Here is a 14,372-nt window from a genome sequence, read left to right as displayed (position 1 = left end):
CCAATTGCAAATTGCATAGCAAACTTCTTATCCAGAGAGGCGGAGGGACTGGCCCGATGATGCCCGGCAACCAATCACCTGTACAAGGGGATACTGGTGCTAATTCCTGCAGAGTGTAACGCTCTGAAAGATGAGAAGGATTTGCTTACGTACGCGTAAACAAAGCCTTCTTTTCAGAGAAAAGAGGGCTTTTTTTAATGCCCTCGGTCATTTTGTTGGAGGGAGAGATCCATATGCATCTGGAGACAAAATTGGTGCAGGCGGGCGTCGCCAAAGACGAGCGGACCGGCGCAATCAGCTTTCCCGTTTACAACGCCACCGCGTATCGCCATCCCGCCCTCGGGCAGAGCACGGGGTACGATTACACGCGCACAGCCAACCCGACCCGGACCGTGCTGGAGCAGACGATTGCCGAAGCGGAAGGGGGAGACGCCGGGTTTGCCTGTGCTTCCGGCATGGCCGCGATACATACGGTCATGGGACTGTTCTCCCAGGGAGATCACCTGGTCGTATCGCTCGATCTGTACGGCGGGACGTACCGGTTGTTCGAGCAGGTGCTCTCACGTTACGGACTTCGCTTCAGCTATGTCGACCTGCGTGACGTGAAGAATCTGGAAGAAGCAATCTGCCCGGAGACGCGGGCTGTTTTTGTGGAAACGCCGACCAATCCCCTGATGCAGATCACCGACATCGCGGCGGTGGCAGAGGTGGCCAAGCGAAACGGGCTGTTGACCATTGTGGACAACACGTTCATGACGCCGTTCTGTCAGCGGCCGCTGGAGTTGGGGGCTGACCTGGTGCTGCACAGCGCGACCAAATACCTCGGCGGCCACAACGACGTCCTCGCTGGATTGATCGTCACAAAGGGTGAAGAGTTGTTCGAAAAAATCCGGTTTTTGCACAATTCGATCGGAGCGGTGCTGGGGCCGCAGGACTGTTGGCTGCTGCTGCGGGGGATGAAGACGCTGGCTCTGCGAATGGAACGCCATCAGACAAATGCCTTGGCGATTGTAAAGACATTGCGGGAACACCCTGCCGTGACGGACGTTTATTATCCCGGTTTGCCGGAGCATCCCGGTTATGAGGTGCAGTGCAGGCAGGCCAGCGGGTTCAGCGGGATGGTTTCGTTCCGCCTGCGCTCGGCTGAACAGGTGGCGCCGTTTCTGGAGAGCTTACGGATCATATCGTTTGCGGAAAGCCTGGGCGGCGTGGAGTCGCTGTGCACCTATCCGGCGACGCAGACGCATGCCGACATCCCGCAAGAGATTCGCGAGTACGTGGGCGTGTGCGACCGGCTGCTGCGGCTGTCGGTCGGGATCGAACATCCCGACGACCTGATCGCTGACGTGTGTCAGGCTCTGGATGCAAGTCTCTCACTGACGGGAGGGAGCGTACGATGAAGTTTGCCACCAAACTGCTGCACGGCACCAGTTGTATCGACCCGGTGACAGGGGCGGCCTCGGTGCCCATTTATCAGGCGTCCACCTTTCACCAGGCTGATCTGGACCGGCCCGTCGTTTACGATTACGCCCGTTCGGGCAATCCCACACGGCATGCGTTGGAAGAGGCAATCGCCGTTTTGGAGGGAGGCGAGCGCGGATTCGCCTTTGCTTCCGGTATGGCGGCCATCTCCAGTGTGTTCATGCTGTTCTCCGCCGGAGATCACGTCGTGGTGGCGGAGGACGTATACGGCGGCACCTACCGCTTCTTGACCAATGTTCTGTCCCGCATGGGGATCGCCGTCAGCTTTGTCGATACCACGTCGTTGGAGCAGGTGGAAGCAGCCATCCGTCCCGAGACCAAGGGCATCTACCTGGAAACTCCGTCCAACCCGACGCTGAAAGTGACGGACATCGCCGCTGTCTGCGCGCTGGCGAAACAGCGGGGACTGCTGGTGATCGTGGACAATACGTTTATGACGCCGTACTATCAGCGGCCTCTGGAGCTGGGCGCGGACGTGGTGATCCACAGCGCGACCAAGTTCATCGGCGGCCACAGTGACGTCGTGGCCGGGTTGGCCGTGACCAAGGAGGCGGCATTGGGTGAGCAGCTCTACATGATCCAAAACGGCATGGGAGCGATCCTCGGCGTGCAGGATTCCTGGCTGGTGCTGCGCGGCTTGAAGTCCTTGAAAGCGCGTCTGGACGTCAGCACGCAGACGGCGGAAAAGCTGGCCCACTGGCTTTCCACACACCCGGCGGTCAGCCGCGTCTACTACACCGGATTGCCGGAACACGACGGTCATGACCTGCAAAACCGGCAGGCGAGCGGACACGGGGCGGTACTCTCCTTTGACGTGGGCAGCCGCGAGCGGGCCAAAGCGCTGTTTGACCGCGTCAAGCTGCCGATTGTCGCCGTCAGTCTGGGTGCGGTCGAAACGATTCTTTCCTATCCGGCGATGATGTCCCATGCCGCCATGCCGCCCGCAGAGCGTAAGCGGCGTGGAATTACGGACGGACTGATCCGTCTCTCCGCGGGCCTGGAGGACGCTGTCGACCTGCTTCAAGACCTGGAGCAGGCATTGGACGCGCTTGGACCCGCAGAGCAGGCGGCAGACGACAAACAGGCATTTTCCTGGGCGTAAGCCCGGAAAATGCCTGTATTGTTTCGGACGATGGTCAGCGGTTCACCGGGATTTTTTCATTTCCCTGCGGTTTGGAGTTGCCGCTTTTGTTGATCCGCTGTTCGTTTTCCCTGGTTGGCGTCTCTTCCCGTTTTTGCACGTCGCGCGGCAGCTGCGGCATGAGCCTCCCGACGATGTCCGCCAGTTCTTCGGCCAAGCCGGTCACGGGACGACCGCGTTGGATGTCAGCAGCCATTTCCCGCAGCCGCTGCACGATGTCGGGGTCGGCCGTGACGATGGCGTTCGCCCCTTGGGGGTCTTCTTTCAGCGCTTCCGCCACCGAGTATTTGATCACGCCCACTTCCGGCCGATCCAGATGGGCGTTGACATCAATGCCGACGACCGCCCACTTGCCCAGGACCACCGCCGTCGCGTCATTGACGTTTTTCACCCGCGTGGCCAGGCGCACCAGCCGTTCAGCGGTTGCCTGCGGCGACTGGTTGTAGGTTGGGGACGGGGCGGTTTGCTGGACGCGCTGCGTTTCCGGCACAGTTTGGCCGGGCTGCGGAGCCGCCTGGTTGGCCGGAGGCTTGTTGTTCGTCATGCAGGCGGAGAGGAGCAGGCTGACGCTCAGTACATAGATCGCTGTCCGTTTCACGGTCATACTTCCTTTCCCTGGATTGCTGCGGTACAGGTGATGGTTAGTCGTATTGTGTTCTGCCTGCCCCGTTTTCATTCTTCTGCCTCTCGTCTATCCGTCCACCCCTTGTCATACACTGTAATACATCGCGTTCGGACAGCAGAGCATCCGGTCCCCAACTGCATATAATAGAGAAGATGGGTAATAGGAGGCGAGACTTTGAAGAAAATCTACGTACTGGACACCAACGTACTCCTGCAAGATCCGCGGGCGATGTTCTCCTTTGCGGACAATGAGATCGTCCTACCCGCCGTGGTATTGGAAGAAATTGATTCCAAAAAGCGCTATATGGATGAAATTGGCCGTAATGCCCGTTACGTGTCGAGATTGTTGGACAGTTTTCGCGAACTGGGCCATCTGCATCAGGGCATTACGCTGGAGACAGGCGGTCTGTTTCGCGTAGAGTTGAATCACTCATCGCTTCACAAGCTGCAGAAGCAATTTACAGAATTTACAAACGACAACCGGATTTTGGCCGTAGCGCTAAATCTGCAGGAAGAGGAAAACCTGTCCCCAAGCCCTCGTCCCGTCATTCTCGTCAGCAAAGATGCCCTGATGCGGGTAAAGGCGGACGCGCTCGGCCTGAAAGCGGAAGATTTCCTGTCCGACCGCGTCGTCGAGCACTCCAGTATTTATGCTGGTTGCGAAAAGCTGACAGTGGCTTCCCACATCATTCAAACGTACTACGCCTCCCGCAAGCTGAACCTGTCAGCCTGTTTTCCCAATACCCGGTTTTTTCCGCACCAGTTCCTGATTTTAAAAGACGAGATCAATCCCTCGATCTCCGCGATCGGCAAAGTGGACGCAGAAGGCAGGACGCTGGAGATGTTGGTGACGAGCGACGATCCGGTCTGGGGCATTCGCGCCCGCAACGTGCAGCAGCGCATGGCCATGGAACTGCTGCTGCGGGAGGAGATTCCGCTTGTCACCATGACGGGCAAGGCTGGTACCGGCAAAACACTCCTGGCGCTGGCGGCGGGGCTGTTGCAGATCGAGGACCTGCAGACGTACAAGAAGCTGCTGGTGGCCAGACCCATTGTCCCACTGGGAAAAGATATTGGCTTTCTCCCCGGGGAAAAGGAAGAGAAACTGCGGCCGTGGATGCAGCCGATTTACGATAATTTGGAATATTTGTTTAATACCAAGCACCCGGGTGATCTGGACAAGATCCTCGCCGGCATGGGAAGCATCCAGGTGGAGGCACTGACGTACATTCGCGGACGCTCCATTCCCGGTCAGTTCATCATTATCGACGAGGCGCAGAACTTGACCAAACACGAGGTGAAGACGATCCTGACCCGGGTCGGCGAAGGGTCAAAAATTGTGCTCATGGGAGACCCGGAGCAGATCGACCACCCCTATCTGGACGAGAGCAACAACGGACTGACCTACGTGGTGGAGATGTTCAAGACGCAAAAGCTGGCGGGCCATATCAAGCTGGAAAAAGGGGAACGCAGCGTGCTGGCGCAGTTGGCGGCCGATCTGCTGTAGGGATGCATAGAAACCAAAAATCAGCGCATACTGTAAAACGTCGAGCCCGATGATTGATGGATCAACGGCGACAAGCCTTCTTGGGAGGCGAAAAAGCGTGGTTATTTATGATCATGCAGTCGATCTTGGTCAAAGTGGCGGAACCCGAGCTCTTTAGGTAACAGACTCTATGGATGGAGGCTGACGTGCCAAAGAGAATAACCGGTAGTACCCCAGAGCAGAAGGGCTCGACACAACCGCTCCTTGTTGGAGCGGTTTTTCATTTTTCAGCTTACAGCGGCCGATTGGACGGGGCGGATGATTTGAGAAGGGGAACTTCGGGAAAAGAAAAAAGCCCGGGCTGCAAGAGCCGGGCAAAAGGGGTTTATGAATGCGTTATGGCCAGCGCCTTTTTCAGTGTGTTGATTGTACTGATGTGCATCCCCTCGTGAAAGAGCGAAAAAACGAACATCTCGCCCAGTGTGGTCATCTGCGTGTTTCGCAAGACGAACGGCTGCGGCAATTCCTGGTTGAGCCGTTCACGGAAGGTTCGCTTGATTCGCTCCTTTTGCTCTTCCAACTGTTCGGCCAACGTGGACAGGGATGGCACCTCTCCCTGCCAGTCCGCCGGTTTCGTGCCCGGTCCGAACAGCGTTTTGTACGAGGCAGGCAGGTGTGTAAATTCGAGACCGTACATACAGCTTTCCTGAACGGTCAGAATATGTCCCAGATTCCAGCGGATGTTGTTGGAAAATCCTTCCGGAACGATATCCGCCTGCTCTGTGGGCAGATCCTTCAATACCGCCAGAGTGATGCCGCGAACCAGATCGTACTGCTTCCAGACAAACGCGTAATCGTGCACGGGTGACTACCACCTTTCCCTAAATTTTGCCATACGTGTGATTGTATTCGCTTTCGGCGGGCAAACACCTGCCAATGATGGCACATCGAGACGGTTTCATCGAAGGTCATGCGTCGGGCTTATCCCCCATACACATGAATGAGGGGGGAGTAGACATGGTCAGTCTGGATTCATCCATTTCCTTTATGATTTACATCACGGCGGTGTCCAGCGCGGCCGCCGGGGTGACGGAAGCAGTCAAGTCGGTGGTACCCTTCCTCGCCACTGATTACGAGGCCGAACAAGACCGGTTGGAAGACCACAACCACGCCGCTCGGCTGACACATTACAAAAAGTTTTGCAATCTGATCATCTCCGTCGTGTCCGCAGGCGTCATTTTCGCACTGCTCGGCCTTGATCCCGCGCTGATTCTCGTCGGGGCGCCATCCGCCTTTGTCGACAATCCGTGGAAAGTGGGCACCTGGATCTGGGGGATTGTCGCTGTCTTTGGATCGCCGTTGTTTGCCTCCGTCTTGAAGATTCTGGAAGGGTGGAAACAAAACGTCAACGGCGACAACTTTCCGCACAAGCCAAGACAAAAGGTCAGAGGACCAAGAAACTGACGAGGCGATTCATGCGGCTTTCACTCGAGTGGAAAGCCGCATGGTTTTTTCATGAGATGGGCTTGTCTCACTCGTTCCACCACGTGACGGCCGTCCGGTAGGCGCGGGCAATTCCTTCGATCAGGTCAGTCTGGTTGGCGTCCACGAGGTACAGCGTGGGGCGGGATGACGATGCGTGCAGCGTTCCGATCACGTGTTCCCGGCACTGCTCCAGAGCGGCCCAGCGGTCGCGTTCCTCGCCGGCGGCAGCGTCCATTGAAAACGCGGCGACGCGGTCAGCGTAGAGATACACGTGTTCGTTTTGACTGACGAATCCGACGTCGTCCAGGTGGGCGATGTCCGCTCCCTCGGGGAGCAGCCAGAGCGTAAATTCTTCGCCCAGCATTCCCGCCTTTTGCAAGATGTCCCGCAAGGTGTCCCGTTCGTGCGGGCTTTCTACAATAAACAGTCGGCCGTCGCGGTCAAACACATTGACATGATCCCCAATTTTATGTATGACTTGAGCATAGAAGCCGGGCCGTTTGCCGTCCGGCACCTGCATGTCCACACCGTACATGCGCTTCAACAGTCTCACTCCGTTTCACGTTGAGTATTATCCATATCGTATCATAAAAAAAGGAGGTTCACCCATGAACGAACCACAATTGACCATTGAGAAATACGTACTGGGGCCGTTTCAAACCAACGCCTACATTTTGACCAACCCGGAAACCGGGCAGAGCATCGTGATCGACCCGGGGATGGAACCGGCGGCGCTCCTTCGCGCTCTGAAGGGAAAAAACATCGTCGCCATCCTGCTGACCCATGCGCATCTGGACCACATCGGCGGGCTGAATCAGGTGCGTGCCCTGACCGGCGCACCGGTCTACATCCATCCGCTGGAGCAGAGCTGGCTGACCGATCCCGATCTGAACGGCTCGACCCGCTGGCACTTGTCAGAACCCATTGTCTGCGAGCCGGCCGAGCACGAGCTGGCCGACGGGCAAACGCTGGAGCTGGCCGGACTGACCATCCGCGTCCTGCACACGCCCGGACACTCGCCGGGGAGCTGCTCGTTTGTGGTGGGACAGCATTGCTTCGGCGGCGACGTCCTGTTTGCCCAAAGCATCGGGCGGACAGACCTGCCGGGAGGAAATTTCGAGACACTGATGATCAGCATTCAGGACAAACTGTTTGAGCTGGATGACGACACGATCGTCTACCCGGGGCACGGTCCGAAAACCACGATCGAAGCGGAAAAGCTGTACAACCCGTTTGTGACGGGCTTGCTGCGGTAACCGAGCGTCGCCGGCTGTCATCCGCATCCCCAGCGGACGAGCGGCCGAATAAGGAAAAAGCCAGTGCAAAACGCTGGCTTTTTCATCTGCCAAATGCGGCCCAAATAGACGAAAGCGTGTTTGGAACAGGGCGTCCCGGCGGCCATCCCTATTTTTTGAACCCAAACGGCAGGTTGATCTTCAACTGCAGCTTTAATTCCTGGTTGGCCAGCGTGATCCCCTCCACCTGGATGTTGGAGGAGATCAGCTCCGGGTAAAAACCGAGGTCGTACGTTTTCTGCAACTCTTCAATCGTCGAGGCAGGCAGGGCGAATCCGTCATAGTACAGCTCGTTGATGTGAAATTTCAAGGCTTTCGTCGAAACCAGCTCGTACGTGCCGACCAGCCGCATGTGTACCTGGTCGTACGAGCCTTCCACAATCAATTGGTTGTTGTCAAAGGAAAATTGCGTATGTTTGAACAATTCGTCCTTGGAGACCAGGAAGCGGTTAAACTCATCCTGCCGGATCGTCAGCGTGTGCGTGAACAGCCCGTTGGATTGGATGCGATCCGGCGTCGCCAACTCGGAGATCTGGAACATTACATTGGACAGCTCGTTGAAAAACGTTTGAAAAGCGGGCAGTCCCCGTTCCCGCCAATCGGTGACGAGGTGGTCCATCAGTGCCTGAACGCTGGTCGGGTCGCTCAGCATCTGCACGTTTTTCTCCTTTTCCGCCTGGATTGCCAGCATGTCCGCCAACTGCTTCTCGTACTGCTGCCGCAAATTCTGCAGCAACGTCAGCCGGTTTTGCCGCTCCGCCTGCAACGACGTCATCGCGGCACGTTCCTTCTGGTATGCTTCCAGCTTCGTCAGATCCCGTTCGTAGAGGATTTGCAGAAAATCAAACAACAACAGAAAATCATTGAAATTTTTCGTATCAAACAGCAGCGTCAGCAGGTTGGCCCGCTCTCCCGTGTAGTACGCTTTGGCAACCTCTCCTGCGTGGCGGCGCATCGCGTCCATCACCAGTTTCTTACGCTGCAGATCCAGATCCAGCTGGGCGATCTCCCCGTGCAGCCGGTTTTCTTCCTGCCTGATCAGCGTCAGTGTGCGCTCCAGTTCTTTTTGGGTAAAGTGCTGCTGCAAGATCAGCTGTTCCAGGGGCAGCTGCTCTTGGGCCAGGGCTGTCGCGGTCAACGGCAGCGCCAGCAGCAGCAAGCAAAGCATGAGTGTACGCATGGCTTCACCTTTTGTTTTTGTGAGGTGGAGAAATACGTAAAAAACAATTTCTCTCCACATTCTATGACTTCTTTTCGTATTATAGCCTTATACGGTTAAATTTGGATAGCGGGAGAACAGAAATGACGATTACATCCATCATTCGGGACCAAATACGCAATCATCCGCGGCGGGCGATTCCGTTTGCGCGGTTCATGGAGCTGGCACTCTACCATCCCGAAGGCGGGTACTACATGTCGGCGCGCCCCAAGGTGGGCAGAGACGGTGATTTTTTTACCAGTGCGACGGTTCATCCCGTCTTTGCCGAGACGTTGGCTGACGTGGTGGCCGAGATGTGGCAGTCGGGTGGCTGGACCGCCCCGGCGCTGGTGGAGATCGGTGGAGGTACGGGCGCGCTTTCGGGCAGCATGCTTCGCCGGCTGCGCGAGACGGTGCCCGAGCTGTATCGGGACATGCGCCTCGTATTGATCGAGACAAGCTCGTATCATCGGCAGCTTCAGCAGGAGGTGCTGCGCGATGCAGAGGTGGAGACACGTTGGTATTCCAGTCTTCGGGAGGCGGCAGCAGAAGGCGTCGAAGGGGTGATCCTCTCCAACGAATGGCTCGATGCCTTTCCCGTGCATGTGGTGGAGAAGACGGCTGACTGCTGGCGGGAGGTGTGGGTGACGGAGACAGATGGCGGTTTTGCCGAAGTGCTCGGCGAATTGACGTTTGCCCTGGAGGATAGTCTGCAAGAGATGGACGAGTCGCTGCCGCGGGGGATGCGGATCGAGGTCAATACGGCGATGGAGGAGACAGCCGCCGACCTGTCCCGCCTGCTGAGGCAGGGGTATGTCCTGACCGTGGATTACGGTGACGTGCAGGAGGAGCTGTACCATCCCGCCCGGAAGCGGGGGACGCTGATGTGCTACCACCGCCATCAGGCGCACGACAATCCCTATGTGCACGTGGGGGAACAGGACATCACGGCGCACGTCAATTTTTCTGCATGGATGCGCGCGGGCGAGCGGACTGGGCTGAAGACGCTTGCCTACATGCGACAGGACCGTTTTTTGATCAAATGCGGCCTGTTGGAAAAGGCGGTCGCCCATGCGGACACGGACCCGTTCACAAGTGAAGCGATGAAGCGGAACCGGGCGATTCAACAGCTGATCTACCCGGGCGGCCTGGGCGGCCTCTTTCGCGTGCTGGTCCAGGCAAAAGCGATGCCGGACGGAGTGCCGCTCAGCTTTTTGCGCTAGCTCTACAGGAAATAAAAAAAGATGCTCACCCAGAGCATCTTTTTTTACATGATCAAGTTCAGCATGGAGTGCTCTTGCGGACCCACCGGCATGACGAAGAACGTGTAATAGGTGAAGCCCACGAAAGAGACAAACATAAAACAGAAGAAAATGTTCAAGTACGCCCGTTCTGTCAGATTCATGTAGCTGAGAGATACGAAGAAGGCGGTCAGTCCGAAAAACAAGAGAGCCATCGGGTACAGGTGCCCCCAGAACGCCATCAGCGCGATCGCCAGCGTCCAGAAGCCGAGTACGCGATACATGCGATCCATCTGTTTCCCTCCTTTTTCCAGCAAGTCGGCAAGATTTACAAGATTCCTCCCCCATTATAAAGGACTGGAAGAGGCCTGTAAACGGGAAGGTATGACGGTTTTTTGACGCAGCCGTTCCCACGCATCCGAATCGCTCCCGACATACCATCCAGCCGGATGGGGGAGATTCGGGTTGTACCGCTGCCGACCGCGCCGTTGGGCGAAACGTCGACGTCAACGAGGGATACGCGCCACGGTATAGTTGCAGGACCTGCAACCTTTGATCATGGACTCGTCTTCTTGTAATTCAATGTGTCCAAAGTAAGTCTCAAATATCCCCGACAACAGAGCGTTGTGCATCTTGCAAATGGCGTCGGGGAAACGCTTGGCTGTCTCGGAAAACGTGCAGTTGTTCACTCGAAAGCGCAAACTTCCGTCCGAAAGGGGTTCGATCTCAGGTTTGAGTCCCTGCGCCACCAATAGCCGGTGGATGTGGGACAACTTTGCGTCCAACGTTGCGTTATTCATGTCGATCGGCACTTCCGCCAGCGCCCGTTTGGCCATTTCCGTTCCCATGCGGTGTCCCATTTTGACGAGGGCAACTTCCCCCATCTCTCCCAAGGACAGCAGACTTTCGATGGCGATGTCGGCCAACAGCCGGTAATCACGAGGAGGAAACTGCAGGCTGACTACCTGATCGGAAAGGGCGTACAGACGGCAGGGACGCCCCCCCTTGCCGCTTTTGTCGGAGAAAGAGGTAAGCAAATGGACGTCTTCCAGCTTGGTCAAATGCAGCCGCGCCACGTTTGGATGGATGGAAAACTGCTCGGCCACCTCTTGCACGGTCACAGGCTCTTTGCTGTTGGAGACAAACTGGTAAATGGAAAAACGGGTGGAATCAGCCAAGGCGCTTGTTAACTTTTGAGCGTCGCAATCCACGCTGGTCCCCCCTTTCTCAGTACAAATCACCATTAGTTTAGCCGATTTTCGCGCCGTTGTTAAGGTTGGAGTGTGCCAGGCATTCGTCGTATTTTATATATTTAATACTATTGACATAGTGTTAACACCGCATTTATAATCCAGAGTAGAAAAGGATTTTTTATTACCTAACTTTTGTATAGTTAAATAAGAAAATAGAGCAAGATGGAGGGGAACACGATGGCGGTCGCTGAACGTACTCGTCCACAAACATTGACGTTTTTCACCTATCCGAGCTGTACATCCTGTCGCAAGGCCAAGGCGTGGCTGGCGGAACACGGAGTAAAATACGAGGAGCGGCACCTGTTCAAAAATCCGCCGACGCCGGAAGAACTGATGGAGATCATCAAAAAGACCACCAACGGCTTGGACGAAATCCTGTCCACGCGCAGCCAGCGTTTCAAAAACCTGGAGGTGGACATCAATGAAATGACCGTCAGCCAGCTGTTGGAGATGCTGAGCGAAGAGCCGCAGCTCCTGAAGCGACCGATTCTGACCGACGGGGAAAACATCATCATCGGGTATAACCAATCGGCGATGCAAAAACTGCTGGCCTAAGCGAACGAGGAGGGAATATTCCGCCTCTCAGCGTGTAGACAAAGTCCGAGGCGCATGGGTGATCGGGCCCGCTCGCGTCTTTCGTTTTTCCGCCGAGCCGGTCGTCAAAGGAGCTCGCTTGGCCCATCACTCCATGCCATGTCCTTTATCTCCACCTTCGGTTGATCGGTGTTCAGGCCTTTCGGCCTGACAACGATGGAAAGATCGTTTCCTTGCGGAACCTCAATGAAAAAGTACAGTTTGTCTTCTGTCTGCGAGGAGGGGATATCCCTCCTCTTTTTTCGTTTGGCGGACCCGTTTACAATGTAGGAAAGCGGTTCGTGAAGTCTGATTCGCGAAGTCTGATTAGAACAAGCGGGCTGCTTCGATGGCGTTGACCTGCCTGGACGGGCGTTCACCATGGGTACTGCTGTGCTCTGGAATATCAGCGAAAGGGTTGGAGAAGAATGGACACAATCTTGGTGGAAAAACGGGCGGGGGTGGCCTGCATCACGCTGAACAGGCCCCACGTCCGCAACGCGATCAGCCTGGAGATGGCGGAGGAACTGCGCCAGACGGTGAGCGCGTGCGAGGAGGACGACGCGGTCAAGGTGCTGGTATTTACCGGCATGGGCGACAGTTTCATCTCCGGCGGCGACCTGCGGCAGTTCATGCAGGCAAGGGGGAGGGAACAGGCGCAGCCGATTCTCGACCGCGTGGCCGGTGGCCGGGCTGCTCCGCGCGATCGACAACTGCAGCAAACCGACCATTGCGATGATCAACGGACACGCCATCGGGGGCGGCTGCGAGTTTGCGATCTCCTGTCACTTTCGCTTCGCCGCCGAGACGGCCGTGCTCGGCTTTGTCCAGATTGGCCTCTCGATCACGACCGGATGGGGCGGAGGGTCGCGCTTGCTGGACAAGCTGCCGGAGTCCAAGGCGCTGGCGCTTTTGCTGACGGGTAAGCGGGTCAGTGCGCAAGAGGCGGAGCGCTATGGGCTGGTGGATGCGGTGTATCCCGCAGATCGCCTGCGTGAGGAGACGGAACGCTTTGCCGCCGAGATCGCCGCCCAGCCGCTTTCCGGTATCCGGGCGTACATGCAGCTGTTGCGCTGGAAGCGGGACGGGTTGAGCCTGGACGAGCGCATCCGCCGCGAGGTCAGCCAGTGCGCCGAGTTGTGGGGCAGCGACGATCACGTTTCCGCGGTGCAGCGGGTTCTGCGAAAAAACTAGCGGTTTGACCAAGCAAATCCCTCCCGTTTAAACCCTTTTGTGTCTGGACATACTTTTTCTAGTAGAAAGCGATTCTACCAGAGTAGGGAAAAGCATAGGATGAATTACATCATCATCCTATCAAGGTAACGGGAGGGACATTTTTTATGGCAGCTTCCAGACAAGATGCATGGACGGAAGACGACGATCTGGTGCTGGCGGAAGTCACCTTACGCCATATTCGCGAGGGCGGGACACAACTCGCCGCATTTGAAGAAGTGGGACAGCGGCTGGGCCGAACTGCCGCCGCCTGCGGGTTTCGTTGGAACAGCTGCGTGCGCAAGCGGTATGACGCGGCGATTCAGATCGCCAAGAGCCAACGCCAGCAGTTGAAAAAAATGGGGCGGTTGAACGCGCGAAACAACGCGCTTGACTCGGCCAACACTGCCAAGTCGGGAGGCCAGCTCCTGCTGGGAGAGGGCGCAGCTGCGGCAGACGACGAGCAGCACATCGAGGCCGTCATCCGGCTGTTGACCAACCAGAAGGAGATCGTGCGCCGCTTGAAGCAGCTGGAACAAGAATTGGAAGGAAAGAATGCGGAGATAAAAGAGTTGAAAGAGGCCAACGAACGGATGAAACAAGAGCTGGAGCAGGTGCGCGGGGTCAATGAGGACTACAAGGCACTCGTGCAGATTATGGACCGCGCCCGCAAACTCGCTTTCTTGCAGGAAGAGGAGGCGCCCAAGGCGATTTTCAGGATGGATGAAAACGGCAACCTGGAGCGCGTGGAAAAGTGAGCGTGCAAACGTGCCAACAAAAAAGAAGCGGATAAAACCGCTTCTTTTTTTGACGCGTGGACGGTGCAAAAGCCCTCAGTCCTGCAGGCCGACACCTTCGGGCAGCCAGACGTACGGGTTCTCGCCGCGGTCGCGAATCGGGTTGTACTTGACCGGAGTGAAGCCCATCTTCAGCCAGAATTGGTCAGCGCGACAGCGGGAGTTGGTCTTGATGGGTGCACCAAAGCTCTTGGCGTGGTTGACCAGAGCCGTGCCGTAATCCTTGCCGCGGTAATCGGGCAGCACTTCCAGTTTCCACAATTCGTAATAATCTTGAGCCGGTTTGAAGTAGCGGTCGTACTTGCCGTCGATTTTGTACAGGCTCATCCGTGCCACCAGCAGGCCGTTGTCGTAGATTCCGTAAAAAGGAGATTCCGAATCGTTTTCCACGATGTTCGCCTCCAGGTCTTCCTTCATGGAAAGCTCCTCCAGGCCAAATTCGCGGAATTTTTGAAACTCCTCCAGAGTCTTGTAATTGATCCGTAAACGTTTTACTTCATACATCGCTTGCCACTCCTCTCACGCGCATTGCCTAACCTTCATGGGCTACCTACATTATACACCAAAAACCTCCTTCCCGAGCGA

The 14,372-nt window shown here is 56.5% G+C and carries 16 protein-coding genes, 1 pseudogene and 1 riboswitch; of the genes and pseudogenes, 10 read left to right on the top strand and 7 right to left on the bottom strand.

Annotated elements, in window-relative coordinates; genetic code table 11:
* Window positions 1-24 precede the first annotated feature (24 nt).
* A riboswitch (SAM riboswitch) is annotated at window positions 25-137 on the top strand.
* 96 nt (window positions 138-233) lie between these two features.
* Together ETC00_RS02635 and ETC00_RS02630 are read left to right on the top strand one after the other, a co-directional pair.
* The gene (locus tag ETC00_RS02635) at window positions 234-1,400 is read left to right on the top strand and encodes an aminotransferase class I/II-fold pyridoxal phosphate-dependent enzyme (RefSeq protein ID WP_171564410.1); all 1,167 of its coding nucleotides are present in this window, start codon (window positions 234-236) and stop codon (window positions 1,398-1,400) included.
* Window positions 1,397-2,584 (top strand): trans-sulfuration enzyme family protein, encoded by a 1,188-nt coding sequence (locus tag ETC00_RS02630; RefSeq protein WP_171564409.1) that lies wholly within the window; start codon window positions 1,397-1,399, stop codon window positions 2,582-2,584. Before ETC00_RS02635 ends, ETC00_RS02630 begins: the two co-directional genes overlap by 4 nt.
* Window positions 2,585-2,618: 34 nt before the next feature.
* On the opposite strand, the gene ETC00_RS02625 is transcribed toward ETC00_RS02630, so the two are convergent.
* On the bottom strand, window positions 2,619-3,227 hold the full coding sequence (locus ETC00_RS02625; RefSeq protein ID WP_171564511.1) for a YhcN/YlaJ family sporulation lipoprotein: 609 nt from the start codon (window positions 3,225-3,227) through the stop codon (window positions 2,619-2,621).
* Between the two features lie 195 nt (window positions 3,228-3,422).
* On the opposite strand from ETC00_RS02625, the gene ETC00_RS02620 reads away from it, so the two are divergent.
* A complete protein-coding gene (locus ETC00_RS02620) occupies window positions 3,423-4,754 on the top strand; it encodes a PhoH family protein (protein WP_171564408.1) in 1,332 nt (443 codons plus the stop codon).
* 364 nt (window positions 4,755-5,118) lie between these two features.
* Here ETC00_RS02620 and ETC00_RS02615 read toward each other — a convergent pair whose 3' ends face one another.
* Entirely contained in the window at window positions 5,119-5,595 is a 477-nt protein-coding gene (locus ETC00_RS02615; RefSeq protein ID WP_171564407.1) for a DinB family protein, read from the bottom strand.
* 155 nt (window positions 5,596-5,750) lie between these two features.
* Between ETC00_RS02615 and ETC00_RS02610 the strand changes: the two genes are divergently transcribed.
* Complete coding sequence (locus tag ETC00_RS02610) at window positions 5,751-6,197, top strand: hypothetical protein (RefSeq protein WP_171564406.1); 447 nt, start codon at window positions 5,751-5,753, stop codon at window positions 6,195-6,197.
* Window positions 6,198-6,264: 67 nt separating this feature from the next.
* Here ETC00_RS02610 and ETC00_RS02605 read toward each other — a convergent pair whose 3' ends face one another.
* Window positions 6,265-6,753, bottom strand: a complete 489-nt coding sequence (locus tag ETC00_RS02605; protein ID WP_253264227.1) for a hypothetical protein — start codon at window positions 6,751-6,753, stop codon at window positions 6,265-6,267.
* A gap of 73 nt (window positions 6,754-6,826) precedes the next feature.
* On the opposite strand from ETC00_RS02605, the gene ETC00_RS02600 reads away from it, so the two are divergent.
* Window positions 6,827-7,474 (top strand): MBL fold metallo-hydrolase, encoded by a 648-nt coding sequence (locus ETC00_RS02600; protein WP_171564404.1) that lies wholly within the window; start codon window positions 6,827-6,829, stop codon window positions 7,472-7,474.
* Between the two features lie 148 nt (window positions 7,475-7,622).
* Here the strand turns inward: ETC00_RS02600 and ETC00_RS02595 are convergent, their stop codons facing one another.
* The gene (locus ETC00_RS02595) at window positions 7,623-8,693 is read right to left on the bottom strand and encodes a coiled-coil domain-containing protein (protein WP_171564403.1); all 1,071 of its coding nucleotides are present in this window, start codon (window positions 8,691-8,693) and stop codon (window positions 7,623-7,625) included.
* Window positions 8,694-8,815: 122 nt separating this feature from the next.
* On the opposite strand from ETC00_RS02595, the gene ETC00_RS02590 reads away from it, so the two are divergent.
* Window positions 8,816-9,934 (top strand): class I SAM-dependent methyltransferase, encoded by a 1,119-nt coding sequence (locus tag ETC00_RS02590; protein ID WP_171564402.1) that lies wholly within the window; start codon window positions 8,816-8,818, stop codon window positions 9,932-9,934.
* A 44-nt stretch (window positions 9,935-9,978) separates the two neighbouring features.
* Here the strand turns inward: ETC00_RS02590 and ETC00_RS02585 are convergent, their stop codons facing one another.
* Both ETC00_RS02585 and ETC00_RS02580 read right to left on the bottom strand, forming a co-directional pair.
* A complete protein-coding gene (locus tag ETC00_RS02585) occupies window positions 9,979-10,245 on the bottom strand; it encodes a DUF2626 domain-containing protein (protein WP_171564401.1) in 267 nt (88 codons plus the stop codon).
* A gap of 213 nt (window positions 10,246-10,458) precedes the next feature.
* A complete protein-coding gene (locus ETC00_RS02580) occupies window positions 10,459-11,163 on the bottom strand; it encodes a helix-turn-helix transcriptional regulator (RefSeq protein ID WP_171564400.1) in 705 nt (234 codons plus the stop codon).
* Window positions 11,164-11,382: 219 nt separating this feature from the next.
* Here ETC00_RS02580 and ETC00_RS02575 point away from each other — a divergent pair, with 219 nt between their 5' ends.
* The 4 genes and pseudogenes from ETC00_RS02575 (at window position 11,383) to ETC00_RS02565 (ending at window position 13,748) form a co-directional block, all read left to right on the top strand.
* Window positions 11,383-11,760, top strand: a complete 378-nt coding sequence (locus tag ETC00_RS02575) for a Spx/MgsR family RNA polymerase-binding regulatory protein (RefSeq protein ID WP_171564399.1) — start codon at window positions 11,383-11,385, stop codon at window positions 11,758-11,760.
* Between the two features lie 446 nt (window positions 11,761-12,206).
* Window positions 12,207-12,377 (top strand): annotated as a pseudogene (locus ETC00_RS20590) (enoyl-CoA hydratase/isomerase family protein); the annotation flags it as partial.
* Window positions 12,378-12,513: 136 nt separating this feature from the next.
* Window positions 12,514-12,972, top strand: a complete 459-nt coding sequence (locus ETC00_RS20585) for an enoyl-CoA hydratase/isomerase family protein (protein ID WP_253264226.1) — start codon at window positions 12,514-12,516, stop codon at window positions 12,970-12,972.
* 146 nt (window positions 12,973-13,118) lie between these two features.
* Window positions 13,119-13,748, top strand: a complete 630-nt coding sequence (locus tag ETC00_RS02565) for an RsfA family transcriptional regulator (RefSeq protein WP_171564398.1) — start codon at window positions 13,119-13,121, stop codon at window positions 13,746-13,748.
* Window positions 13,749-13,823: 75 nt separating this feature from the next.
* Here ETC00_RS02565 and ETC00_RS02560 read toward each other — a convergent pair whose 3' ends face one another.
* A complete protein-coding gene (locus ETC00_RS02560) occupies window positions 13,824-14,291 on the bottom strand; it encodes an N-acetyltransferase (RefSeq protein WP_171564397.1) in 468 nt (155 codons plus the stop codon).
* Between the last annotated feature and the right edge of the window lie 81 nt (window positions 14,292-14,372).

Source organism: Brevibacillus sp. MCWH (assembly GCF_013096935.1).
In the GTDB taxonomy this organism is placed as follows: Bacteria; Bacillota; Bacilli; order Brevibacillales; family Brevibacillaceae; genus Brevibacillus; species Brevibacillus aydinogluensis.
This window is presented reverse-complemented; position numbering and strand designations above follow the sequence as displayed.

Bases quoted from the DNA above. Each gene is read 5' to 3' on its own strand.
- ETC00_RS02595 (WP_171564403.1), bottom strand. From the start codon at position 8,693: ATGCGTACACTCATGCTTTGCTTGCTGCTGCTGGCGCTGCCGTTGACC.
- ETC00_RS02585 (WP_171564401.1), bottom strand. From the start codon at position 10,245: ATGGATCGCATGTATCGCGTACTCGGCTTCTGGACGCTGGCGATCGCG.
- ETC00_RS02625 (WP_171564511.1), bottom strand. From the start codon at position 3,227: ATGACCGTGAAACGGACAGCGATCTATGTACTGAGCGTCAGCCTGCTC.
- ETC00_RS02565 (WP_171564398.1), top strand. From the start codon at position 13,119: ATGGCAGCTTCCAGACAAGATGCATGGACGGAAGACGACGATCTGGTG.
- ETC00_RS02610 (WP_171564406.1), top strand. From the start codon at position 5,751: ATGGTCAGTCTGGATTCATCCATTTCCTTTATGATTTACATCACGGCG.
- ETC00_RS02600 (WP_171564404.1), top strand. From the start codon at position 6,827: ATGAACGAACCACAATTGACCATTGAGAAATACGTACTGGGGCCGTTT.
- ETC00_RS02560 (WP_171564397.1), bottom strand. From the start codon at position 14,291: ATGTATGAAGTAAAACGTTTACGGATCAATTACAAGACTCTGGAGGAG.
- ETC00_RS02590 (WP_171564402.1), top strand. From the start codon at position 8,816: ATGACGATTACATCCATCATTCGGGACCAAATACGCAATCATCCGCGG.
- ETC00_RS02575 (WP_171564399.1), top strand. From the start codon at position 11,383: ATGGCGGTCGCTGAACGTACTCGTCCACAAACATTGACGTTTTTCACC.
- ETC00_RS02635 (WP_171564410.1), top strand. From the start codon at position 234: ATGCATCTGGAGACAAAATTGGTGCAGGCGGGCGTCGCCAAAGACGAG.
- ETC00_RS02630 (WP_171564409.1), top strand. From the start codon at position 1,397: ATGAAGTTTGCCACCAAACTGCTGCACGGCACCAGTTGTATCGACCCG.
- ETC00_RS20585 (WP_253264226.1), top strand. From the start codon at position 12,514: ATGATCAACGGACACGCCATCGGGGGCGGCTGCGAGTTTGCGATCTCC.
- ETC00_RS02605 (WP_253264227.1), bottom strand. From the start codon at position 6,753: ATGTACGGTGTGGACATGCAGGTGCCGGACGGCAAACGGCCCGGCTTC.